The organism is Oricola nitratireducens, from assembly GCF_014904745.1.
Taxonomy (GTDB): Bacteria; Pseudomonadota; Alphaproteobacteria; order Rhizobiales; family Rhizobiaceae; genus Oricola; species Oricola nitratireducens.
Genome location: NZ_JACZCS010000014.1, coordinates 129375 through 153435, shown reverse-complemented (window position 1 = coordinate 153435; position 24061 = coordinate 129375). Strand labels below are relative to the sequence as shown.

The 24061-nt window shown below is 64.3% G+C and carries 17 protein-coding genes; 13 read left to right on the top strand and 4 right to left on the bottom strand.

Features of this window, described 5'->3' with window-relative positions; genetic code table 11:
- Positions 1–88 precede the first annotated feature (88 nt).
- From IG169_RS09175 to IG169_RS09125, 11 genes are all read left to right on the top strand, one after another.
- The gene (locus IG169_RS09175; RefSeq protein ID WP_193175892.1) at positions 89–544 is read left to right on the top strand and encodes an RT0821/Lpp0805 family surface protein; all 456 of its coding nucleotides are present in this window, start codon (positions 89–91) and stop codon (positions 542–544) included.
- A gap of 92 nt (positions 545–636) precedes the next feature.
- Positions 637–1821, top strand: a complete 1185-nt coding sequence (gene ccmI / locus IG169_RS09170; protein ID WP_193175891.1) for a c-type cytochrome biogenesis protein CcmI — start codon at positions 637–639, stop codon at positions 1819–1821.
- Positions 1818–2270: a cytochrome c maturation protein CcmE gene (gene ccmE / locus IG169_RS09165; protein ID WP_193175890.1), complete on the top strand. Its 453-nt coding sequence runs from the start codon at positions 1818–1820 to the stop codon at positions 2268–2270. Before ccmI ends, ccmE begins: the two co-directional genes overlap by 4 nt.
- Complete coding sequence (locus IG169_RS09160) at positions 2267–4255, top strand: heme lyase CcmF/NrfE family subunit (protein WP_193175889.1); 1989 nt, start codon at positions 2267–2269, stop codon at positions 4253–4255. The genes ccmE and IG169_RS09160 overlap by 4 nt, the downstream gene beginning before the upstream one ends.
- A gap of 10 nt (positions 4256–4265) precedes the next feature.
- Positions 4266–4739, top strand: coding sequence for a cytochrome c-type biogenesis protein CcmH (locus tag IG169_RS09155; RefSeq protein ID WP_193175888.1), 474 nt, complete (start codon positions 4266–4268; stop codon positions 4737–4739).
- Positions 4740–4775: 36 nt separating this feature from the next.
- Positions 4776–6008: a bifunctional alpha/beta hydrolase/OsmC family protein gene (locus IG169_RS09150; protein ID WP_193175887.1), complete on the top strand. Its 1233-nt coding sequence runs from the start codon at positions 4776–4778 to the stop codon at positions 6006–6008.
- Positions 6009–6136: 128 nt separating this feature from the next.
- On the top strand, positions 6137–7666 hold the full coding sequence (locus tag IG169_RS09145; RefSeq protein ID WP_193175886.1) for a Do family serine endopeptidase: 1530 nt from the start codon (positions 6137–6139) through the stop codon (positions 7664–7666).
- 151 nt (positions 7667–7817) lie between these two features.
- A complete protein-coding gene (locus IG169_RS09140) occupies positions 7818–8489 on the top strand; it encodes a response regulator transcription factor (protein WP_193175885.1) in 672 nt (223 codons plus the stop codon).
- Between the two features lie 11 nt (positions 8490–8500).
- Positions 8501–9910, top strand: coding sequence for a sensor histidine kinase (locus tag IG169_RS09135; RefSeq protein WP_193175884.1), 1410 nt, complete (start codon positions 8501–8503; stop codon positions 9908–9910).
- 81 nt (positions 9911–9991) lie between these two features.
- Positions 9992–12955: a bifunctional [glutamine synthetase] adenylyltransferase/[glutamine synthetase]-adenylyl-L-tyrosine phosphorylase gene (locus IG169_RS09130; protein WP_193175883.1), complete on the top strand. Its 2964-nt coding sequence runs from the start codon at positions 9992–9994 to the stop codon at positions 12953–12955.
- Positions 12956–13016: 61 nt separating this feature from the next.
- Positions 13017–13589, top strand: coding sequence for an EF-hand domain-containing protein (locus IG169_RS09125; protein ID WP_193175882.1), 573 nt, complete (start codon positions 13017–13019; stop codon positions 13587–13589).
- Between the two features lie 63 nt (positions 13590–13652).
- Here the strand turns inward: IG169_RS09125 and IG169_RS09120 are convergent, their stop codons facing one another.
- Positions 13653–15938 (bottom strand): PAS domain-containing sensor histidine kinase, encoded by a 2286-nt coding sequence (locus IG169_RS09120; protein ID WP_210325935.1) that lies wholly within the window; start codon positions 15936–15938, stop codon positions 13653–13655.
- Between the two features lie 302 nt (positions 15939–16240).
- Positions 16241–18883, bottom strand: coding sequence for an aminopeptidase N (gene pepN, locus IG169_RS09115; RefSeq protein ID WP_193175881.1), 2643 nt, complete (start codon positions 18881–18883; stop codon positions 16241–16243).
- Between the two features lie 173 nt (positions 18884–19056).
- On the opposite strand from pepN, the gene IG169_RS09110 reads away from it, so the two are divergent.
- Together IG169_RS09110 and dtd are read left to right on the top strand one after the other, a co-directional pair.
- Positions 19057–21363, top strand: coding sequence for a xanthine dehydrogenase family protein molybdopterin-binding subunit (locus IG169_RS09110; protein WP_193175880.1), 2307 nt, complete (start codon positions 19057–19059; stop codon positions 21361–21363).
- Positions 21364–21464: 101 nt separating this feature from the next.
- Positions 21465–21908, top strand: a complete 444-nt coding sequence (gene dtd / locus IG169_RS09105) for a D-aminoacyl-tRNA deacylase (protein WP_193175879.1) — start codon at positions 21465–21467, stop codon at positions 21906–21908.
- A 19-nt stretch (positions 21909–21927) separates the two neighbouring features.
- On the opposite strand, the gene IG169_RS09100 is transcribed toward dtd, so the two are convergent.
- Together IG169_RS09100 and IG169_RS09095 are read right to left on the bottom strand one after the other, a co-directional pair.
- Positions 21928–22971: a GNAT family N-acetyltransferase gene (locus IG169_RS09100; RefSeq protein ID WP_193175878.1), complete on the bottom strand. Its 1044-nt coding sequence runs from the start codon at positions 22969–22971 to the stop codon at positions 21928–21930.
- A 243-nt stretch (positions 22972–23214) separates the two neighbouring features.
- Positions 23215–23985, bottom strand: coding sequence for a TIGR01458 family HAD-type hydrolase (locus IG169_RS09095; protein ID WP_193175877.1), 771 nt, complete (start codon positions 23983–23985; stop codon positions 23215–23217).
- Positions 23986–24061: the final 76 nt, after the last annotated feature.

Genomic DNA, 24061 nt, shown 5'->3' with positions numbered 1-24061 from the left:
GCATAAGTCTAAAGGAAAACAAAATACCGACACAGTTTTGGTCATGGGTGGCCGGCAGGAACGGGTGGAGCGGGAATTGAGTTCGAAAATGAAGCGTATCGTATCCTTGGCATTCGCCGCGGCGCTTTCGGGTCTGGCCGCGGGATGCACGTCGGCCGGACACGGGCCGGTACCGAGCCTCGCCTTCGGAGCCTTTCCAGGCACCGGCGATCCCGCAAACCATTTGGCCGGCACGCAGTTGGTCAGCGCGCTGAATGGCGGGATCATCGCCACAGACATCAGCGCCCGCATGGACTCCGGTGTGCGCAGCAAGGCGTTGCAGGCCGAGTACCAGGCGCTCGAATATACGCCGGCCGGCCAGAAGGTGACGTGGGGCAAATCCGGCGACCGCTTCAACGGCGAAGTCGTTGCCTCGCAGCCCTATCGCGTCGGTTCGCAGGACTGCCGCCCGTATACGCACACGATCACGGCCGATGGCGTGTCGGAGAAGACGCGCGGAACCGCTTGTCGCAATCCCGACGGAAGCTGGACGCCGTTGACCTGATGAAACAGGGCCGGGAGAAGCTTTCAGCGTGATTATGTCGCGTCCGGTCGAATTCCATTGGCAAGTCTGACTTGCATATTTATCTGACCCCCATGTTGTTCATCATTCTGGCTGCATTGTTGACGATTGTGCTGCTCGGCATCGTGTTCTGGCCGGCATTGCGTCCGGCCGAACCGGCGGCGACGGCGCACGAGCACGATTTCGATCTGGAAATCTACAAGGACCAGCTGCGCGAACTCGACACCGACCTCGAACGCGGCGTGATCAACGCCGCCCAGGCCGATTATGCCCGTGCTGAAATCGGTCGCCGACTGTTGGCCGCAGAGGACGCGGCACAGGCCGAAGCGGACGCCAAGAGAACGGCCGGAAACACGCGCGGGCCGATGCTGGCCGCCGCAGCGGCCTTCGCGCCGCTCGCCGCCGTGGTTATCTATGCTGCGGTCGGGTCGCCCGGCATGGACGCGCAGCCGCTCGCCGGCCGCCTACAGGAGCGCCAGCAGCCTATGACGGCGCAGACCCTGCAGAACCTCGACGTCAAGGAACTGGTCAAGAAGGCCGAAGACCATCTTCGGGCCAATCCGGATGACGGCCGCGGCTGGGACGTGCTCGCGCCGATGTATCTGCGTCTCGGCCGTGCCGACGACGCGCGTGACGCTTTTGAACGCGCGATCGCGATGCTTGGCGAGACGGCACCGCGGCGTTCGGGCCTCGGACAGGCCTACTACATGCTTTCCGGCGGCGCCGTCGACGTCAACGCGCGCTCCGAATTCGAACGCGCCGTGGCGCTCGATCCCAATGACAGCCGGTCGCGCTTCTTCCTCGCGCTCGCCGCTGCCGAAGGCGGCAACGTCAACGGAGCGCTCGAAGGCTGGAAGACCCTGATAGCGGACAATCGCGCCGCGCCGGAATGGAAGGCGGCGGCCCAGGAAGGTCTGCGCCGTTTCGGCGGCGAAGCTCTTGCGATGGCGCCGGGCTCTTCCGCGCCGCAGCTCGACCAGGAGACCGTGAAAAACGTCCAGTCGATGAGCGCAGAGGATCGTCAGGCGATGATCGGCAACATGATTGCGCAGCTCGACGCGCGCTTGCGCGACAATCCCGACGACGTCGCCGGCTGGCAGCGCCTGATCCGGTCCTATTCCGTGCTCGGCAAGAAGCCCGAAGCCGAGGATGCAGTGAAGCGCGCGCTGGAGGCATTCGCCAGCGACGAGACCAAGCACGGCCAGATCGTGGAGTTTGCCGCCGCGCTCGGCCTTTCTTCCGGAGGCACGACCCAATGACCCGCAAGCAGAAACGGTTCACGGTGATCTTCGGCGCACTCGCCATGCTCGGCGTCGCCGTCGCGCTCGTTCTGACGGCGTTGAGCGACCAGGTCACCTTCTTCCGCACGCCGTCCGAAGTCCATGCGGCGCCGGGGCAGGACACCGGCCGCATTCGTCTTGGCGGTCTCGTCGAGAAGGGCTCCGTGAAGCACGCCGACAATTCCGGCGTCGAATTTACGATCGAGGACACGACCGACCGGATCGTCGTGCGCTATGCCGGCATCCTGCCGGACCTGTTCCGCGAAGGGCAGGGGGTCGTCGCCGAGGGCGAGTTGCAGTCCGACGGAACATTCCTTGCCGATACGGTACTTGCCAAGCATGATGAGAATTACATGCCGAAGGAAGTGGCCGACAAGCTGAAAGAGCAGGGCTACTGGCAGGGCAAGGAGGCGAACGCAGCGCAATGATTGTCGAACTCGGACATTACGCCCTCGTCCTAGCGCTTGCGCTTTCCGTGCTGCAGACCGTCGTGCCGTTCGTCGGCGCCAGGACAGGCGACACCCGCCAGATGGCGATGGCGCCCAATCTGGCTTTCGCGGTCTTCGCCGCCATCGCATTGTCCTTCGGTGTGCTCACCTGGGGCTACGTGGCGTCCGATTTCTCGATCCTGAACGTCTGGGAAAACTCCAATTCGCAGCAGCCCCTGCTGTTCAAGTTCACCGGCGTGTGGGGCAACCATGAAGGCTCCATGATGCTGTGGATACTGATCCTGTCGCTGTTTGGTGCGCTGGTTGCCTTTTTCGGCTCCAACCTGCCGCCGAGCCTACGCGCCATGGTGATCTCGGTCCAGGGCCTGATTGCCACCGCCTTCACCGGCTTCATCCTGTTCACGTCTAATCCGTTCACGCGCCTGTCGCCGGCGCCTCTCGAGGGGCAGGACCTCAATCCGATCCTGCAGGACGTCGGCCTCGCGATCCATCCGCCGCTGCTCTATCTCGGCTATGTCGGCTTCTCGGTCTGTTTCGCCTTCGCCATCGCGGCGCTGGTCGAGGGCCGGATCGATGCCGCCTGGGCCCGCTGGGTGCGTCCGTGGACGCTGACCGCGTGGATCTTCCTGACGGCGGGCATCGCGATGGGTTCCTACTGGGCCTATTACGAGCTCGGCTGGGGCGGCTGGTGGTTCTGGGACCCGGTCGAGAACGCCTCCTTCATGCCGTGGCTGGCCGGGACCGCGCTGCTGCACTCGGCTCTCGTCATGGAAAAGCGCGAGGCGCTGAAGGTCTGGACCATCCTTCTCGCCATTCTCGCCTTCTCGCTGTCGCTGCTCGGCACCTTCCTGGTGCGCTCGGGTGTGCTGACCTCGGTGCATGCCTTTGCCAGCGACCCGACGCGCGGCGTCGTCATCCTCGCCATTCTGGTGTTCTTCATTGGCGGCGCGCTGATCCTGTTCGCACTGCGCTCCTCGACCCTGTCCAATGGCGGCCTGTTCCACCCGATTTCGCGCGAGGGCGCGCTCCTCCTCAACAACCTCATCCTGACGACGGCGGCGGCGACCGTCTTCGTCGGTACGCTCTACCCGCTCGCCATCGAGGCGTTGACCGGCGAGAAGATTTCGGTCGGCGCGCCTTATTTCGACGCTACCTTCGCGCCGCTGATGATCCCGCTGCTGCTCGCCGTTCCCTTCGGGCCGCTGCTGGCATGGAAACGCGGCGACCTGTTCGGCGCGGCGCAGCGCCTCTATGTTTTTGCCGGCATCGCCATCCTCGCCGGTCTCGTCACGCTTTACCTCGCAACCGGCGCACCCGTTCTTGCCGCCATCGGCGTCACCATCGGCTTCTGGCTGATCGTCGGCGCATTCGCCGAGGTCTGGCAGAAATCCGGTCTTCCGAAGGCGGGCGTCCGTACCGCGATGGCGCGTCTTTCCGGCCTGCCGCGCTCGGTCTGGGGCACGGCCTTCGCCCATGCCGGTCTCGGCGTGATCACGCTCGGCATCGTCTCGGTCTCGGCCTTCCAGGAAGAGCACGTGCTGCGCATGGCGCCGGGCGATACGACGGACCTTTCGGGCTTCAGTGTCCTTTTCGAGGGCATGGAGCCGCGTCAGGGTCCGAACTACACTGAGAACGTCGCCACCTTCCAGGTGAGCCGCGACGGCAAACAGATCGCGACGATCAATCCGGCGAAGCGCATCTATACGGCACGCCGCATGCCGACGACCGAGGCGGGCATCCATACGCGCGGGTTCAGCCAGATCTACATCGCGCTCGGCGACCCGGTGGAGGGCAGCAACCAGATCGTGGTGCGCCTTTGGTGGAAGCCGGACGTGACGCTGATCTGGTTCGGGCCGATCCTGATGGTCATCGGCGGCCTGTTCTCGCTGTCGGATCGCAGGCTGCGCATCGGCGCTCCGGTGCCCTCGGCCAGACGCCGCCAGGTTCTTGCGGCGGCGGAATAGGGGCGCGGACGTGAGACGATTCCTCGCCGCCTGCGCGCTCCTGCTCGTCACCGCGACCGCGGCCTATGCGGTCAATCCGGACGAGATGCTCGACGATCCGGCACTTGAGGCGCGCGCGCGCACCATTTCCGAGAAGCTGCGCTGCCTCGTCTGCCAGAACCAGTCGATCGACGCGTCCGATGCCGACCTCGCCCACGACCTGCGCGTGATCGTGCGCGAACGCCTCACGGCCGGCGACACCGACGAGCAGGTGCTCGACTACGTCGTCGCCCGCTACGGCGAGTTCGTGCTTCTCGAACCGCGCTTTTCGGCCCGCAACATGCTGCTCTGGGGCACACCGCTGCTCGGCCTTCTGCTCGGCGGCGCAGCGATCATCGTCCTCTTCCGCAACCGCGCGGGCGCCGCGGCGGCCACCGGGCTGTCGCGCGAGGAAGAAGAGCGCCTCTCGAAAATTTTAGCTGACGGTGAAGGCAGCGATCACTAGCCTCCGCCGGAAATCCTTCACGACGTAGAGGCGGTCATGGCAACGGAAAAGCGGGAATTTCCCTCCGCGACGGGCGAAACGCTGGCGGCAAGGCTGGATCTGCCGGATGGGGACATCCGCGGATACGCGCTGTTTGCCCACTGTTTTACCTGCACCAAGGACATCATCGCCGCGCGCCGGATCGCCGGTCACCTGTCGCGCCTCGGCATCGCGGTCCTGCGCTTCGACTTTACCGGCTTGGGATCGAGCGAGGGCGAGTTCGCCAATACCAGCTTCCGTTCCAACGTCGCCGACCTTGTCGCCGCCGCCGACTACATGCGCGAGACGCTGGAAGCGCCGGTATTGTTGATCGGCCATTCGCTCGGCGGCGCGGCCGTTCTAGTCGCCGCCCACGACATTCCCGAGGTCAGGGGCGTGGTGACCATCGGCGCGCCCGCTGACACCGAGCATGTGTTGCACATGTTCCACGAAGACCTTGCCAAGATCGAGCGTGACGGCGAGGCGGAGGTTTCGCTCGGCGGACGCAAGTTCCGGATCGGCAAGGGCTTTCTCGACGCCGCGCGCTCGACCAATCTGCTCGACCGCCTGCCCAAGCTGCGCGCCTCTCTCCTGATCATGCACTCGCCGCTTGACGAGGTCGTCGGCATCGACAATGCCGAGCGCATCTTCGTGGCCGCGCGACATCCGAAAAGCTACATCTCGCTCGATCATGCCGATCACCTGCTGAGCAAGCCGGAGGACGCCGAATTCGCCGCCCAGGTGATCGGCGGATGGGCGACGCGTTTCCTGCCGCAGGACAGGCCGCAAGGCGTCACGCCGATCGAGCATGTGCGGGTCGCCGAGACGCGCCAGTCGAAGTTCCAGAACACGGTGCAGGCCGGCGTGCATCGCTTTTTCGCCGACGAACCGGTCTCCGCCGGCGGCGCCGACAGCGGTCCTTCGCCCTATGACCTGCTCGGCGCGGCGCTGGGCGCCTGCACCTCGATGACGCTGCGCATCTATGCCGATTTCAAGAAGCTGCCGCTCGGCGCGGTAACCGTCGATGTCAGCCATGCGAAAGTGCACGCCAGGGACTGCATGGAATGCACCGACGAGGAAAAGAACAAAGGCGGCAAGATCGACCGTTTCGAGCGTCATATCGCCATCGATGGCGACATCGCGCCGGAACTGGCCGAGAAGATCGAGGAAATCGCCAACAAATGCCCTGTCCACCGCACGCTGGAGGGGTCTTCGAAGGTGGTGACGGTGGTAGAGCACAAGGCGGTATGAGGACCGCCGACCGTCGAACATTACCAAAAATTCATGCAGTGGAAAGCGGCGTGTAATTTTCGCTCCGCTATTCATGTCCGCACGGTCGGCTTCCCGGCCCGCAATTTCCAGACTGAGGACATGAACCGATGACGACCCCCAACAAAACCTCTCGTAGATCCATCGTGAACAAGGTCGCCGCTGCGCTGATCGCGTCGACGGTGCTCGGCGTCGGCGCTTTCAGCTTCTCCGGCGCGATCACCGGTCCGGCTGCCGCCGAGGCTGTCCATATCCAGACCCCCGCCGCCGCACCCGGCTTTGCCGACCTTATCGAAAAGGTTTCGCCCGCCGTCGTATCCGTGCGCGTGAAATCGAATGTCCAGCCAGCCTCCAACATGGAGTTCAACTTCAACGGCCAGAACTTCGATCAGCTTCCGCCGCCGTTGCAGAAGTTCTTCCGTGATTTCGGCCCGCAGTTCGGCACCCCCAACGGCCCGCGTGACGACCACCACGCACAGCGGCCGCATCGCGCCCGCCCGGTTGCCCAGGGTTCCGGCTTCTTCATCTCCGGCGACGGTTATCTGGTGACCAACAACCACGTGGTCGCCGACGGCACCGAATACAGCGTTGTGCTGAACGACGGCACCGAACTCGACGCAAAACTTATCGGCGCCGATCCGCGCACCGACCTAGCCGTCCTGAAGGTCGATGCCGACCGTGAATTCACCTATGTGAGTTTCGCGGACGACTCCAAGGTTCGCGTCGGCGACTGGGTCGTCGCCGTCGGTAATCCGTTCGGCCTCGGCGGCACGGTGACCGCCGGTATTGTCTCGGCACGCGGCCGTGACATCGGTGCAGGCCCCTATGACGATTTCATCCAGATCGATGCTGCGGTGAACCGCGGCAACTCCGGTGGCCCGACCTTCGATCTCGCTGGCCAGGTCGTCGGCATCAATACCGCGATCTTCTCGCCGTCAGGCGGCAATGTCGGCATCGCCTTCGCCGTCCCGGCTTCCACCGCGAAGAGTGTTGTGAAGCAACTGATGGCCGATGGCAAAGTCCAGCGCGGCTGGCTCGGCGTGGCAATCCAGCCGGTGACCGCCGACATCGCGGAATCGCTGGGGCTGAAGAAGACCACGGGCGCGCTTGTCGCCGATCCGCAGGCCGATGCTCCGGCAGCCAAGGCCGGCATCAAGGCGGGCGACATCATCACCGCCGTCAACGGCAATGAGGTGAAGGGTCCGCGCGAACTGGCCCGCGAGATCGCCGGTATCAATCCGGGCACCGATGTCAACGTCACGCTGATGCGCGACGGCAAGGAAAAGACCGTGACCGTCAAGCTCGGCGAACTTCCGCGCAAGCAGATGGCATCGGCCGAACAGGCCGCTCCGGACCAGTCGGCGCAAACCGCGCTTTCCGATTTCGGAATGACGGTCGCTCCGGCCGAGCAGGGCAGCGGTGTCGTTGTGACCGGTGTCGAGCCGGATAGCGCGGCCGCCGATGCCGGCATCCGCGTCGGCGAAAAGATCATGGAGGTCAACAACCAGCCCGTTGAATCGGCTTCGGACATCGAGAAGGAGTTGACCGCAGTCGCCGACTCCGGACGCAAGGCGGCTCTGCTTCTGCTCGAGCAGAACGACACGAACCGCTTCGTTGCGATGCCGGTCGGCAAAGGCTGACTTCTCCCTGGTTGCCTGTCCGGATTACACCATGTCATCCCCCCGGACAGACAACGCTGGCGGCGGCAGGTCTTCCCCCCTCAACCTGCCGTCGCCACTTCCGTTGCGAAGCGGCTTTTCTTTCCTCACCGCGCGCGCGATAAGCAAATCCATGAAAGTCCTGATCATTGAAGATGACGCCGAAGCCGCCGCTTACCTGAAGAAGGCGATGGACGAGGCCGGCCATGTCGCGGATATCGCGGGCAATGGCGACGACGGTTTCGCCATGGCCGACAGCGGCGATTATGACGCGCTGGTGGTCGATCGCATGCTGCCGAAGCGGGACGGCCTGTCCGTCATATCCGCCCTGCGCGCCAAGGGCGACATGACCCCGGCGCTGGTGTTGTCCGCCCTCGGCGAGGTCGATGACCGGGTAACCGGGCTTCGCGCCGGCGGCGACGACTACCTCACCAAGCCCTATGCGTTCTCCGAGCTTCTCGCCCGCCTCGAGGTGCTGTTGCGCCGCCAGTCCGGTGCCGAGCAGGAAACGCGCTACCAGGTCGGCGATCTCGAACTCAACCGGCTTTCCCACGAGGTCAAGCGCGGCGATCAGACGATCGCCCTGCAGCCGCGCGAATATCGTCTTCTCGAATATCTGATGCGCCATTCCGGCCAGGTCGTCACCCGCACGATGCTGCTGGAGAATGTCTGGGATTACCATTTCGATCCGCAGACCAACGTCATCGACGTTCATATCTCGCGCCTGCGCTCGAAGATCGAGAAAGGCTTCGACAAGCCGCTTCTGCACACGATCCGCGGCGCCGGCTACATGATGCGCGACTGATCCGTGGCGCCATGAAACGTTTCCTGTCGGCATTCAACACAACGGCGGCGCGCCTTTCGGCGCTCTATCTCATCCTGTTTTCCGCCTGTGCCGTTTTCCTCGTCTTCTATATGACGGGATCGGCCGCGCGGTTCCTCGTCAACGAGACGCGCACCGCCATCGCGGAAGAGGTGCGCAGCCTTGGCGATGTGTATCGCGACCGCGGATTGCGCGTCCTTGTGCGCGAGATCGACCGCCGCTCGCGCCGGCCGGGCGCCAATCTCTACATGGTCGCCGACAATGCGGGCCGCATCCTGTCCGGCAACGTCATCGCGCTCGAACCCGGCGTTCTGGACAATCCGGGCTGGACCGAACGGCCCTTCGTCTATGCGCGTTTCGGCGACGACCTCTCCGTCATCGAGGACCCGGAGCGCGCGCCGCATGCGCTCGCCCAGGTTATCGTCGTCGACAACGGCATGCGCATCCTCGTCGGCCGCGACCTCGGCGAGCCGCAGCGCTTCCGCGAGATCGTGCGTCGCGCGCTGATCACCGCGCTCGCTTTCATGGCGGCGGGCGGTTTCCTGATCTGGTTCTTCGTCGGACGCCGGGCGCTGCAGCGCATCGACCGGGTTTCGGAGGCGAGCGCGCGCATCGTGGCGGGCGACCTGTCCGGCCGCCTGCCTGTCTCGGGTGCCAATGACGAGTTCGACCGCCTGTCGGAAAGCCTCAACACGATGATCGAGAAGATCTCGACGCTCAATGACGGGCTGCGCGACGTCTCCGATTCCATCGCGCATGACCTCAAGACGCCGCTGACGCGGATGCGCAACCGCGCCGAGGTGGCGCTTGCCGGCGACGACAAGTCCACCGATTACCGCACGGTGCTGGAGGACATGATCGGCGAGGCCGACCAGCTCATCAAGGTGTTCAACGCGCTCCTCCTGATCTCGCGCGTCGAGGCGGGCTTTTCGAAGCAGAAGCTGGACGAGGTCGATCTCGCCGTGATCGCGTCCGAGGTGCAGGAACTCTACGAGCCGCTGGTCGAGGATGCCGGCATGGTGCTGGTCAACGAGGTCGAGGGGCCGCTGCCGATCGCCGGCAAGCGCGAACTGATCGGCCAGGCGGTGACCAACCTGATCGACAACGCGATCAAGTACGGCGCCTGCCCGAACGGAAAGATCACGATTTCGACGTCCCGAGACGATGCCGACAAGATGATCCGCCTTGCCATCGCCGACCAGGGGCAGGGGATCCCCGACACCGACAAGGAACGCGTCAAGGGTCGCTTCGTGCGCCTCGACGAAAGCCGCTCCAAGCCGGGATCGGGCCTCGGCCTCAGCCTCGTCTCGGCGATCATGAGCCTGCATGGCGGCAAGCTGGAACTGGAAGACGCCGGTCCCGGTCTGAAAGTCGTCTTGTCATTTCCCGCCGCGAAGCCTTAGACCTGTCCTCCATCAATTGAATCGATTTCGCGGCCCTTCGGTCCAAGCCGCTGATCGGACTCGCGGATTCGCGGAGGGGACATGACGCACGACGGCACGGCCTGGTTCGGACAACCGGCGGTAACGCTTCATCCGGGCGACGATGATTTGGCCGCTAAGGCGCGCGCCTCGCTGATCGCAGCCGCCGGGAAAGCCGGCGCCGAACGCCTTCGCGCCGAGGTGGAAGCAGACAGCCCGCTTGCCGGGTTCCTTGTCGCCGTCATGGCGCTGTCGCCCTTCCTGTCGAACCAGATCGAGCGCCAGGCGGCGCTTCTGGAAAGCCTCTTCGACGAGCCGGTCGGCGCGCAACTGGAAGCGATCCTCGCCCGCACAGAGGCGATGCGGCATGGCGAGGAATTCGCCGACAGCGAAGCCGTGCTGATGACGGCGCTGCGTCGCGAGAAAGCGGCGCTGCATCTGCTGATCGCGCTCGGCGATCTGTCCGGCGCCTTCGCCGTCGACGACACGACCGGCTGGCTGTCGCGCTTCGCCGAGGTGTCGCTCGGCGCGGCGGCGGCCTGGATCCTGCGCGACGCGCACAAGACCGGCAAGCTGACGCTGGCCGATCCCGCCGAACCCGAAAAGGGATCGGGCTGGATCCTGCTCTCCATGGGCAAGCTCGGCGCCCACGAACTCAACTATTCCTCCGATATCGACCTGATCGTGCTGTTCGATCCGGATCCGCCGGGACTGTCCTGGCCGGACCACTACATGATCGGCGAAACCATGGCGCGCATGACGCGGCGCCTCGTCCGCGTGATGCAGGAACGCACCGGCGACGGCTATGTCTTTCGCACAGATCTCAGATTGCGCCCCGATCCGGGATCGACGCCGGTCGCGATCCCCGTCGAGGCCGCGCTCGTCTATTACGAGGCGCGCGGCCAGAACTGGGAACGCGCCGCCATGATCAAGGCGAAGCCCGCCGCCGGCGACGTCGAGGCCGCAAACCGCTTCCTCTACGAAATGCGCCCCTTCATCTGGCGCAAACACCTCGACTATGCCGCGATTTCCGACGTGCATTCGATCAAGCGGCAGATCCACGCCCACAAGGGCCACGGCAAGATCGCCATCGAGGGCCACAACGTGAAACTCGGACGCGGCGGCATCCGTGAGATCGAGTTCTTCGTCCAGACCCAGCAGCTCATCTTCGGCGGCCGCGTGCCCGAACTGCGCGGACGCGGCACGATTGCCATGCTCGACGAACTGGCGGCCCATGGCTCGATCGAGCCGAACGCCGCGAAGACGCTGGCCGGCTGCTACCGCTTCCTGCGCCGCGTCGAACACGCGATCCAGATGATCGGCGACGAACAGACGCACAAGATGCCTGACAGCGCGGAGGGCGTGGAGCGGGTCGGGCGCATGCTGGGCTATGATGGCAGCGAGGCGTTCCGCAAGGATCTCGTTGGCAATCTGCGCACTGTCGAAAACCACTATGCGGCGCTGTTCGAACACGAGGCCGCGCTTGGCGACGAGGGCAATCTGGTCTTCACCGGCGGCGAGCCCGATCCGGACACGGTCGAGACGCTCTCGCGCATGGGCTATGCGCGCCCCGCCGACATCTGGCGCGTCGTCAGCCAGTGGCACATGGGCCGCTACCGGGCGGTGCAGTCCGAACGCGCCCGCGAGCGCCTGACCGAAATCACGCCGTTGCTCCTGAAAACCTTCGCCGACAGCGGCCAGCCCGACGAGGGCGTCATCGGGTTCGACCGTTTTCTTTCCGGCCTGCCGGCGGGCATCCAGGTCTTCTCGATGCTGCAGTCCAACCCGCGCCTGATCAATCTCATGGCGCTGATCCTGTCGGCGGCGCCGCGCCTCGGCGCCATCATCACGGCCAAGCCGCTGGTCTTCGACGGCATGCTCGACCCGGCTTTCTTCTCCGGCGTTCCGAAAAAGGAGGAGCAACGCGGCAGGCTCGAGGATTTCCTCGGCGAGGCGCGTGCCTACGAGGAAGTGCTCGACCGGCTGCGCATCTTTGCCGCCGAGCAGCGCTTCCTGATCGGCGTGCGCCTGCTGACCGGAAACCTCGAAGCGGCCGAAGCCGGGCAGGCCTTTGCCGATCTCGCCGATCTCATCATCGAATACGCGCTCGATGCCGCACGCTCGGAACTCGCCGAGAAACACGGCGTCATCGCGGGCGCACAGATCTGTGTCATCGGCCTCGGCCGGCTCGGCTCGCGCGAGATGACGGCGGGCAGCGATCTCGACCTGATCCTGCTTTACGAGGTCGAGGACGACAATATCGAGAGCGACGGGCAAAGACCGCTCGCCGCGTCGCAATATTTCATCCGCCTGACGCAGCGCTTGACGGCCGCGCTTTCGGCACCGACGGCCGAGGGCGTGCTCTATGAGGTCGATTTCCGGCTGCGCCCGTCGGGAAACAAGGGGCCGCTCGCCACCTCCTTCAGGAGCTTCTCGCGCTATCAGCGCAATGAGGCCTGGACCTGGGAACACCAGGCGCTGTGTCGTGCGCGCACCGTCGCTGGCGACGCCGGTCTGCGCGCCAAGGTGGAGACCGAACTTGACGAGATCCTGCGCCTTCCGCGCGACGCGGCGAAGCTGAAGGAAGACATCGTGTCGATGCGTCACCGTCTTCTCAAAGATAAGCCGGCGTCCGGAATCTGGGACATCAAGCTCGCCGAAGGCGGTCTGATGGACATTGATTTCATTGCGCAATTTCTCGTCCTGACCGGGTTACCAAATGGTAATTTGAACGGCGCCGACGCAACACATATTTTCAAGCTGTCCGACGATGTCTTGCTTGGCGAAAACGACAAGGAAATCCTTGCCAAGGCGTTTTCGGACTATTCGGCGATCATGCAGATCGTCCGCCTGTGCACGGAAAAGGGTTTCGATCCCGAAACCGCGCCGAAAGGACTGATCGATCGCCTGTGTGCGGCCGGCGGGTTTCCCAATCTGGAAACCATGCAGGCACATATGGTGGAGACCGAAGGCAAAGTGGCGGAAATCTTCCGCGCCGTGCTGGGGGATCCACGCTCCGGCCCGTGAGGGAAGCGCGGGATGGGCTTCTTCGCATCGGGGGTGACAAACGATGCAAAGGACGACTGTCATGAACAAGAAAACGAAAATCACTGTTTTGCTGGCCGGCATTGCCGTTTCGGCGACTGCCGTCGCAACAGCCTATGCGGACAACGGCCCGCGCGGCATGATGATGCGCGACGGCGAAGGCCCCCACTATGGCCGGAACATGCCTGACGGCATGGGCCCGGGCAGGATGGGACCGGACCGGATGTTCCAGCGCGCCGACAAGGACAATTCCGGCACGGTCACGCTCGAGGAGTTTGCGGCCATGTCGCCGTTCGACTTCAGCGCTGCCGATGCCGACGGAAATGGCAATCTCACGGCCGATGAAATCGCCGCGCAAATGGAGCGCGACATGCTCAAGCGCCGTGCCGAGCGCATGATCCGGCGTTTCGACACTGACAACGACGGGCAGGTTTCGCAGGCCGAGATCGACAATCACCGGCAGCGCATGTTCGCCCGCCTCGACATCGACGGCTCGGGCGCTATCGAGAAGGATGAGTTGCCGCAGCCGCGCGGCGATCGCCGTGGTGGCGATGAACGCGGCCAGGGCCGTGGCGACGGCCAAGGCTACCACCGTCACGGCCAGTTCGGCCGCTAGTATTCCCGGTTAAAACGGGTTTGCTCAGGCTCGGGCCGGCTTTGCCGGCCCGTTTTTTGTTGGTCAGGCTGTTTTCCTGTCGTCGGCGATCACCTCGACCGCCTCGACCGCCTTGCCGCCACAGGGGATGCGCACGGCGACGATGGTGCCGACATTCGGCTTGGAGCGGATCTTCAGCGAACCGCCATGCAGTTCGGTCAGCGATTTCGAGATCGCGAGACCGAGACCCGAGCCGGAGTGGTTGCGGGTCAGCTGGTTCTGAACCTGCTCGAACGGGCGCCCGAGCCGTTTCAGCGCCGATGGCGGGATGCCGCAGCCGCTGTCCTCGATGGAAATCTGGATCGCGCCGCCGACGGCCTTCGCGCGGATGCGGATGCGCCCGCCTTCGCCGGTGAATTTCACCGCGTTGGACAGCAGGTTGATGATGACCTGTTTCATGGCGCGCCGGTCGGCGAAAATGCGCATCGTCTCGTCGATGGTCTGTTCGACGGCGATGTTCTTTTCCTCGGCCTGGATCGCGACCATGTGCAGCGTCTCGTCGATCAGCGGCGCGAGGTCGAGCTTTTCGCGCTCCAGCTGGACGCGCCCGGCCTCTATCTTCGACATGTCGAGAATGTCGTTGATGACGCCGAGCAGGAAGGTGCCCGAGGCGTTGATGTCGCTGACATATTCCTGGTAGCGGTCGGAGCCGAGCGGTCCGAACATGCCCGACTGCAGGATTTCCGAAAAGCCGATGATCGCGTTCAGCGGCGTGCGCAACTCATGCGACATGTTGGCGAGGAAACCGGATTTCGCCTTGTTGGCGGCTTCAGCCTTGTCGCGCGCCTCGAGATACCTGGCGTTCAGGTCCTCCAGTTCGACGGCCTTTTGCTGCGACGCCTTGCGGGCGAGCGAGAGGTCGTGGATCGTCGCCATCAGGCGCCGTTCGCTTTCCATCAGCCGTTCCTGGTGCAGCTTGAGCTGGGTGATGTCGGTGCCGACGGAAATCGTGCCGCCGCTGTTGGTGCGCCGCTCGTTGACCTGCAGCCAGCGCCCGTCGGCGATCTGCCGCTCGAAGGTTTGCGCCTCGTGATGGTTCTTCGGGCTCGGAATGCGTTTCTCGCTGACCGGAGAGCGCATCAGGGCGTTGACGGCGTCGCGCGGCGTTCCCGTCGCGACGGCTTCGGCGGGCAGGCCGTTATATTCCTGGAACTTGGTGTTGCAGAGCACCAGCCGGTCTTCGGCATCCCACAGCGCGAAGGATTCCGTCGTGTTCTCGATTGCCGCGCGCAGATTGTCGTTGGCAATCTCGTTTTCGGCCGCAAGCCGATGTTGCTCGGTCACGTCGACGGCGATGCCGATCAGGTGGACGCCGGTCGAGCCCTTCTCGACGAGTTCGGTGCGAATGCGCATCCAGCGGAAATGTCCCTCGGCGTGGCGCATCCTGAACAACTGGTCGACGCGGCGGATTTCCTGTGCGGCGGCGCGCTGGGCGAGGTCGAACAGGTCGATGTCCTCGGGGTGGATCAGCGCCTTGACCTCGCCGAAGGACAGGATATCGTCGCAAGCCTCGTAGCCCAGCATGTCGAACATCGAGCGCGACCAGTAGATGCGGCCGCGCGCCAGGTCCCAGTCCCATAATCCACAATGGCCGCGCGTCAACGCCAGGTCGACCCGTTTCTGCGCCTCGCAATAGGTCTCGTCGGCCTCCTGCGCTCGCGCCGCCTGCCCGAAATAGGCATAGAGCAGGATGATCAACACGGAGGAGGAGGCGACGAACAGCGTGACGTTGAGCGACAGCCGCTTGCGCCACGCTGCATAGAGATCGCGTTCCGATTGCAGGACGGCGATCACCGCGTTACCGTCGCCGATCTTCACCATCGATGCGAGATGCGCCGCGCCGTCGAGCGTTACGGGCTGCACCCCCGCATTGCCGCCGAAGAGGAACAGAGCCTGCGCGCCGTTCAGTTTTGTCGGCAGGCTCTCGCCCATCAGGTCGGCATGCAGGCCGCGCGTTCCGATAATCCGACCGGTCTTGTTGGTGATGATCAGGAAGCGGCCGTTATAGGTCGATTCCTCGGGCAGAGAGCGGAACAGGAGCTGCTCGTATTGCGCGCCCGTCGCCGGTGCGAAGCCGGTTTCCCGGGCCGTTTCGACTGCCGCCTTGGCGGCGCCGGAAATCAGCGACAGGTAAAGCTTGCCGTCATGGGCGGTTTCGGCGCGATCCGTCATCAGCGCCATGGCGCGCGCGAGGAACACAACGCCGAGGAAAATCATGATCAGAACCGGGATCGACCGCTTCAGGATCGGTTCGATGCTTTCGAGTTTGGAATATGCGGGACCGGCCAGGAAACGGGCGTGGCCCGTCATGGCAGTCGACGTGGAATTTTCCATCCCCGCAATAGACAATATTCATCCCCCAGGCGCACAAGGCGTCCGTTTCGGCCCCGAAAGAAAGCCGCCCAACAAGCATTTGTTCTGAAACATGATCCGGATACCGCACTCCCGAATCATCCATAATGAATCAAAACTGATTCGGGCTGTCCACCCCATGGAGAAGTAAATTTTTCGTTCGGATTCACAACTGCGCGTTCTGCGTGGAACATCGCAGATTACGCTGGGGAAGAAACATCAGAAATTAGAATGCCTTCCGCCAGGGGACGAACGCTGCGCTAGGCGAGCGTCCGGTCGAGAATATCGCGCACGTCGCGTGACAAATGCTGCTTGGAGGCCAGCGCCGTCATCGCCATGCGCGCCTGTTCGCGCCGCGCCTGTTCGAGATTCTTCCAAGACCGCATCGCGGTCAGAAGTCGCGCCGCGACCTGCGGGTTATGGCCGTCGATGCGCGCGATCGCCTGGCACAGGAACTGGTAGCCTTCGCCGTCGGCACGGTTGAAGCCGGTCGGGTTGCCGGCCGAAAATGCGCCGATCAGCGAGCGGATCCGGTTCGGATTGTCCCATGAAAAGCCGGGCTGGTTGGTTAGCGCCTTGACGGTGTCGAGCGTCTTGGCGTCCGGCGCCGTCGCCTGGATCATGAACCACTTGTCCATGACGATGGGCTCGTTCCGGAACTCGGCCTGGAACGCCTTCAGCGCGTCGAGCGTCGCGTCGGCGCGCGGCTGCAGATGCGCCATCAGTGTCAGCGCATGCGCCCGGTCGGTCATGTTGTCGGCATCCGCAAACACCTTGGCGGCAAGATCGCTGGTGCGGTCGGCATGGCACAGATAGGCGAGCGCGATGTTGCGCAGCGACCGCTTGCCGGCGCTTGCCGCATCCGGCGAATAGGAACCCGTCGGCGCCAGCCCGTGGAACAGCCGCGCGAAAACGCCTTCGGCGACACGGCCAAGCTGCCGTGACGCCGCCATGTGGGCGGCGTGGATCGCGTCGGGATCGATGTCGTTGCCGATTTCGCGCGCGATGTCGTTCTCGCTCGGCAGCGTCAGGCACAGCGCGCGGAAGGCATGTTCGTAGTCCTCGTCGGCGGCGATGCCGGTGAAGATCTCGCAGGTCGCGTCGTCGAAGACGTCGGCATGCGCGTCGGCTTGTTTCGCAGCCGCCTGTTTCATCTGGCGCACGACCAGAGCCGACAGCGCCTGCCAGCGGCCGTATTCATCGCTGTCGTTGCGGGCGAGGAAGGCGAGGTCGGCGTCGTCGGGTTCGGGATAGACCGTTACCGGCGCGGAGAAGCCGCGCAACAGCGAGGCGACGGGGCGTTCGGCGACGCCCTCGAATACAATCTCGTGCTTCGGCTGGCGCAAGTGGATGACGTCACCGGTGATCTCGGCACCGTTGGCGGCCGTCCATTCGATGTCGCCCGAAGCGCCGACGAGGCCGAATTTCACCGGGATATGCATCGCCTGGTGCGGAGCGCCCTCGATCGGCGGCTTCAGTCGCTGTTCGATCGTCAGCGTGAAGCGTTTCGCGTCCTGGTCGAATTTCGAGTCGACGGTGAGGTTTGGCGTGCCCGGCTGCTCGTACCACAGCGCGAACTGCGTCAGGTCCGTGCCGCTCGCATCCTCGAAGGCCTTCAGGAACTGCTCGATCGTCGCCGCCTCGCCGTCGTGACGGTCGAAATAGAGATCGAGCCCGGCGCGGAACTTCTCCGGCCCGAGTATCGTGCGGATCATCCGCACGACTTCCGATCCCTTCTCGTAGACCGTCGCCGTATAGAAATTGTTGATTTCCGAATAGCGCCGCGGACGCACCGGATGCGCCAGCGGGCCGGCGTCCTCCGGGAACTGGTGCGCCTTCAAAAGCTTTACCTCGGCGATCCGCTTGACCGTGCGCGAGCGCATGTCGGCAGAGAACTCGTGGTCGCGGAAGACGGTCAGTCCTTCCTTCAGGCAGAGCTGGAACCAGTCGCGGCAAGTGATTCTGTTGCCGGTCCAATTGTGGAAATACTCATGCGCGATGATCGCCTCGATATTGGCGTAGTCGGCGTCTGTCGCCGTGCGCTCGTCGGCCAGCACATATTTGTCGTTAAAGACGTTGAGGCCCTTGTTCTCCATCGCGCCCATGTTGAAGTCGGAGACGGCGACGATCATGAACACGTCGAGATCGTATTCGCGCCCGAAGGCGTCCTCGTCCCATTTCATCGAGCGTTTCAGCGCGTCCATGGCATAGGCCGCGCGCGGCTCCTTGCCGTGCTCGACATAGATCTCCAGCGCCACCGCGCGTCCGGACATGGTGGTGAAGCTGTCGCGCACCACGCCGAGATTGCCGGCGACCAGCGCGAACAAATAGGACGGCTTTGGGAAGGGGTCGTGCCAGACGGCGTAGTGCCAGCCGTTTTCGAGCGATCCGGAGTCGATCCGGTTGCCGTTCGACAGCAGCAGCGGCGCATCCTCGGCGCGGGCTTCGATGCGCACTGTATACACCGACAGCACGTCCGGCCTGTCGAGGAAGTAGGTGATGCGGCGGAAACCCTCCGCCTCGCACTGCGTGCAATAGGTGCCGTTCGAGCGGTACAGCCCCATCAGCTGCTTGTTGGCGGCCGGATCGAGCGTCGTCTCGATTTCCACCGTGAAGGTATCATCGGCCGGCAATTCGCCGATGACAAGCTTGTCTGGCGCGGCGGTGTATCCGTTTTCCGCCAGTGTCTCGCCATTGACCTTGATCCCCGCCAGCGTCAGCTCGTCGCCGTCGAGGCTGAGCGGCGTATCGGCGGCTATGCCCTCCCGCCGCCTTATGCCGAGCTTCGCGCGCACCACCGTGCCCTCGGGCTCCAGCGTGAAGGCGAGGTCCGTCGTCTCGATCAGATAATCGCTTGGCCGGTAGTCTTCGAGGCGAATGACGGTTCCGGTTTCGGTGCGCATGTCTTGGTCCTGCTTGCGGGGGTTGCGCCGCCCGATCAGGGGGCGAAATTTGTATACTTGGCGACCAAAGATCTCGACTTTCGGATCGCATCACATATGTTCGCAGTCGCGAAACCGGGTCTGTTCGCAATTGCGATATGACCGACATGGCGGATCAGAGGATTGAAATCAAGATGAATGTCGCACCTCCGAAATTCGGGTCGAAATCGCTAATCGGGGCTTCGGTCCTGCGCAAGGAGGACAATGCCTTCATCCGCGGCAAGGGTTGCTACACCTCCGACATCCGCAAGGAAGGCATGCTGGAAGGCTTTGTCGTCCGCTCGCCGGTCGCCAATGGTTCCTTCACGATCGGCTCGCTGGACGAGGCGAGGGCGGCGCCGGGCGTCCGCCTGATCCTGACCGGCGAGGACATCGCCCATCTCGGCACGCTGACCGCGATGGGCATGCGTCCGGGCCCCGACGGCGAGAAGGCGCCGTACCGCCCGATCCCGGTGCTGTGCGCGGACCGCGTGCGCTATGTCGGTGATGCCGTCGCCTTCGTCGTCGCCGACACGCTCGACCAGGCCAAGGACGCCGCCGAGCTGATCGAGGTCGACTACGACAGCGACGACCCCGTCACCTCGATGACTGGCGCGCTGGACGACGGCGCGCCGCTGGTCTGGCCGGAGGCCGGCTCCAACACCGCCTATCTCAACACCCATGGCGATGCCGGCAAGGCCGAGGCGATCTTCGCCAAGGCCGCCCATGTCACCAAGATCGATTTCATCCAGAACCGCCTCGTCGCCAACTACATGGAAACCCGCGCCGCCATCGGCGAATGGGACGCTGACGCAAACCGCATGACATTGACCTGCGGCTCGCAAGGCGTGCACGGCCAGCGCGACATCATAGCGAAGGGCGTCTTCGGCGGCGACGTCGACCTGCGCGTCATCACGCCCGATGTCGGCGGCGGTTTTGGCCCGAAGGGCTTCGTTTACCGCGAATATCCGCTGGTCTTGGAAGCCGCCAAACGCCTCGGCAAACCGGTGCGCTGGGTCGGCGATCGCACCGAGCACTTCCTCACCGACGCGCATGGCCGCGACAATACGGTCCATGCCGAAATGGCGATGGACGAGAACGGCAAGTTCCTGGCGCTGCGCATCCGCCTCATCGCCGACATGGGCGCCTATACGCACCAGTTCGGCGTGGCGATTCCGTTCTTCGGCGCCATGATGGCGACCGGCGTCTACGACATTCCGGCGCTCGATTTCCGCCTGACCGGCGTCTACACCAACACCTGCCCGGTCGACGCCTATCGCGGCGCTGGCCGCCCGGAAGCCGCCTTCCTGGTCGAGAAACTTGTCGATGCCTGCGCCCGCGAGACCGGGCTGGCGCGCGACGAGATCCGCCGCCGCAACTTCATCAGGCCGGAACAGATGCCCTACCTGACGCAGGGCGGCCGCAACTACGATGTCGGCGAGTTCGAGGCCTGCATGGACCAGGCGATGAAGAACGCCGACTGGGCGGGCTTCGAGAAGCGTTTCGAGGCTTCCAGGGCCAACGGCAAGATCCGCGGCATTGGCATGTCCTATTACATCGAGGCCTGCGCCTTCGCCGGCTCCGAGCCGGCCTATGTGCAGCTGCTCGACGACGGCACAATCACAATGGATATCGGCACCCAGTCGAACGGGCAGGGCCACGCGACGGCCTATGCGCAGTTCGTTGCCGAGACGCTCGGCCTCGATGTCGACAAGGTCGCCGTCATCCAGGGCGATACCGACCGCATCCCGACCGGCGGCGGCACCGGCGGCTCGCGCTCGATCCCGCTCGGCGGCGTCTCGGCCTATTACGCCGGCGAGGCGCTGGCCGAGAAGATCAGGAAGCTCGCCGCCGACGAACTGGAGGCATCGCCTGACGACATCGAACTCATCGGCGGCGAGGCGGTCGTCGCGGGCACCGACAAGGCGGTCTCCTTTGCCGACATCGCCAAGGCGGCGACGAACCCAGCCGACCTGAAGGCCGACGGCGAGTTCAAGCAGGACGAGGCGACCTATCCGAATGGCTGCCACATCTGCGAGGTCGAGATCGATCCCGACACCGGCGTCGTCGAGGTGGCGTCCTTCACCATGGTCGACGATTACGGGCTGACGGTGAACCCGATGCTGCTGCTCGGACAGGTCCATGGCGGCGTGGTGCAGGGCATCGGCCAGGCGCTCTACGAGAACGCCGTCTATGACGAGAGCGGCCAACTCCTGACCGCGACCTTCATGGATTACACCATGCCCCGCGCCGACTATTTCCCGATGTTCTCCTTCGAGACCCGCAACGTGCCCTCGACCACCAATGCCCTCGGCATCAAGGGCGCCGGCGAGGCGGCGACCATCGGCTCGACACCGGCGGTGATGAACGCCGTCACCGACGCGCTCTACCGCGCCAGGGGCATCACGCACATCGACATGCCGGCGACGCCGCAGAAGGTCTGGGACGCGCTGAACGGCTAACGCCGTCGTCCTCTCTCCTTCGTGGGAGAGGAAGCCTTTTACTGCATTTACGCGGGCGGATGTCCGTGCAAATGCTTGCAAAAGGCAAGAAAGGGCAAATCATGCGCGCACTCGTCCAACGCGTTTCGCAAGCCAGCGTCACCGTCGACGGCACAGTGGCCGGCGAAATCGGAGCGGGCCTGCTGGTCCTTGTCTGCGCCATGCGGGGCGACACCGAAGCGCAGTCCGAATGGCTCGCCCGCAAGGTCGTCAATCTGCGCATCTTTTCCGACGATGAAGGCCGTATGAACCGCTCGCTGGTCGATATCGGCGGGTCGGCGCTTGTCGTCAGCCAGTTCACGCTCGCCGCCGAGACCAAGGGCAATCGCCCCGGCTTTTCCTCAGCCGCCCCGCCCGACGAGGGCGAGCGGCTCTACGAGCATTTCTCCGGACAGGTGAGGGGCCACGGCGTGACGGTCGCTAACGGCATCTTCGGCGCGGACATGAAGGTGGCGCTCGTCAATGACGGCCCGGTGACGATCTGGCTGGATACGGAGGGGAAGTGAGGGGAACCTTTTCCCGCCTTTAAAACGTGCCCTGCTTCAGCTGCCGGGCGACGGTGAACAGCCTGCCGATTGGCGTCAGCGGCTGCGACAGGCGGCGCATCTCGGCGGGGCTTCCGCCGAAGCGCAGCTTGTAGTCCTGCATCCCCGTGCCGAAACAGAACGTCTTCAGGCCGTTTTTCTGCGACCAGTCGATGACCTTCGCGGTCAGCACCATGCCCGGCGAGCAGCAATGCCACTTGTCGTCGCCGATCGAGATCAGGACGCCGTTCATGACGGTCCTGTCGGCGAAGGCGAGATAGGCCGCGACGATGTCATCGCCGGTCTTGAGGCAGAAAGCCATCACCGAACCGCCGGTTGACGCGTTGGAGGCCACGGACCGGTAGAAATCGGTGAAACCGGGTCGGCTTTCCAGTGAATCCATCCGGCCGATGGAGTGGAACCGCCTGTGGCGCTGGCGTTTCAGCGCTTCGAAGAGATCGAGGGATTCGCGCGGATTCTGCGTCTGGTGAAACGTGACTCCGGTCTCGGACAACCGCTTTTCCTTCGAGCGGACGGTCTTGTAGACCGACTTCCTGCGCCACGTGGCGTCGCTACCCGCGGTCAGGTCGAGCGCGAGCATTTCGCCCGACGGCTCGCACGCGTCCAGGCGATGGAGCGGATTGTCCCGTTCGCCGATGCGCGGCGGAATCTTGTCGATATCGACGAGGTCGACGCCACGAAGCTCCCCGGTGAACGCGGCCCAGATCGAACGGAAATCCTCCTGCGGGATCGAATGGCCGTTCGCCAGAACCGGCCCGGCCTGGTCCGCCAGCCCCATGTCGGGAACCGAGGCGATCCGGACGGGACCGCGTTTATGGACCGCATAGGGAAACATCGCGACCGGCGATCCGGTGTCCGTGTCACGGACCTCGCAGATGTGCAGCCGCATGCCGTGGCGCGGAGCGATGGTGCGGACAAAGGAATCCAGAAAGCATGGCGACTGGAACGGGGTGTGGCACGCCCCGCCCGGCAGCGTCGCCCACAGGGCAGAAAAATCGAATTCCTCGTCTGCCCGGTGGAGCAAATTATTGTAGCGTCTACTTTCCGTAGGGGCATTTACGCGGGATGTATGCAAAGCCGGGCTCGTTTTGTTTTCGGAGAAAATTCAGGTATTGGCGATTTATACAGTATCCGGAATCCCTATACATTCCGGCTCTTAAACAAGTCTTATCGCGGCCTCCGAAATTTGCACGGCCGCCAAGCATTGATCGACCCGTTTCGGGTCTCTCCGGATTGTCCGGTCCGGGGAGAGCGAGGGGGCTTTTTCTCAGCGTCGGATACCCATCGCCGTCACCGCCTCCAGCAAATCCTCGAACTCGCAGCTTGGCTGCGGTGCCAGCCCGTCCGCCGCGCCGGGCGCCCATTTGCCTGTGTGCACCAGCACGCCGGCAAGGCCGCAGGCGACCGCCGCGCTGGCGTCGAATTCGGCGTCGTCGCCGATCATCGCGGTCTCGCCCGGATTCAGCGTCATGTCGGCGCAGGCCGAATGGAAGAATTCCGGTGCGGGTTTGCCGATCACCTCCGCCTCGCACCCGCTCGCATATTCCAGCGCCGCCACATAGGCGCCGGCGTCGAGGCAGGTTTTCCCGTCCGGGCCGGCGAATTTGCGGTTTTTCGCCAGGGCGATGAAGTCCGCGCCGTCCTCCAGCAGCCGGAACGCCTCGTTCATCGCCCCGTAGGTGAAGCCGTCGCCCACATCGCCGAGGATCACCGCCGGCCGGTCGCCTTCCGCCAGATCGGCAAAATCCTCCATCAGGGCAGGGCGGACAAGGAAATGCGGCTTCAGCCCGCGTTCGGCGATCAGGTGCCGCGCGGCCATCGCCGGCGTGAACACATGATCCCCCTCGACTTCCACGCCCATGCTCGCGAGTTTCTCGACGATAGTCCGCTTCGGCGCGCTGGTCGTATTGGTCAGGAAGCGGAACGGCACATTCGCTTCGGTAAGCCGCGCAATCGCTTGCGCGGACCCGGGAACGAGCGTGTCTCCCTGATAGACGACGCCTCCGAGATCGATCAGAAAACCCTTTACGGCCGGCATGGGAAATTCCGTCTGGCTGGAGGAAGCTGTTTCGACGGTTCCGGAGTGTGATCGCGCCGGCGTCGCGCGTCAAACG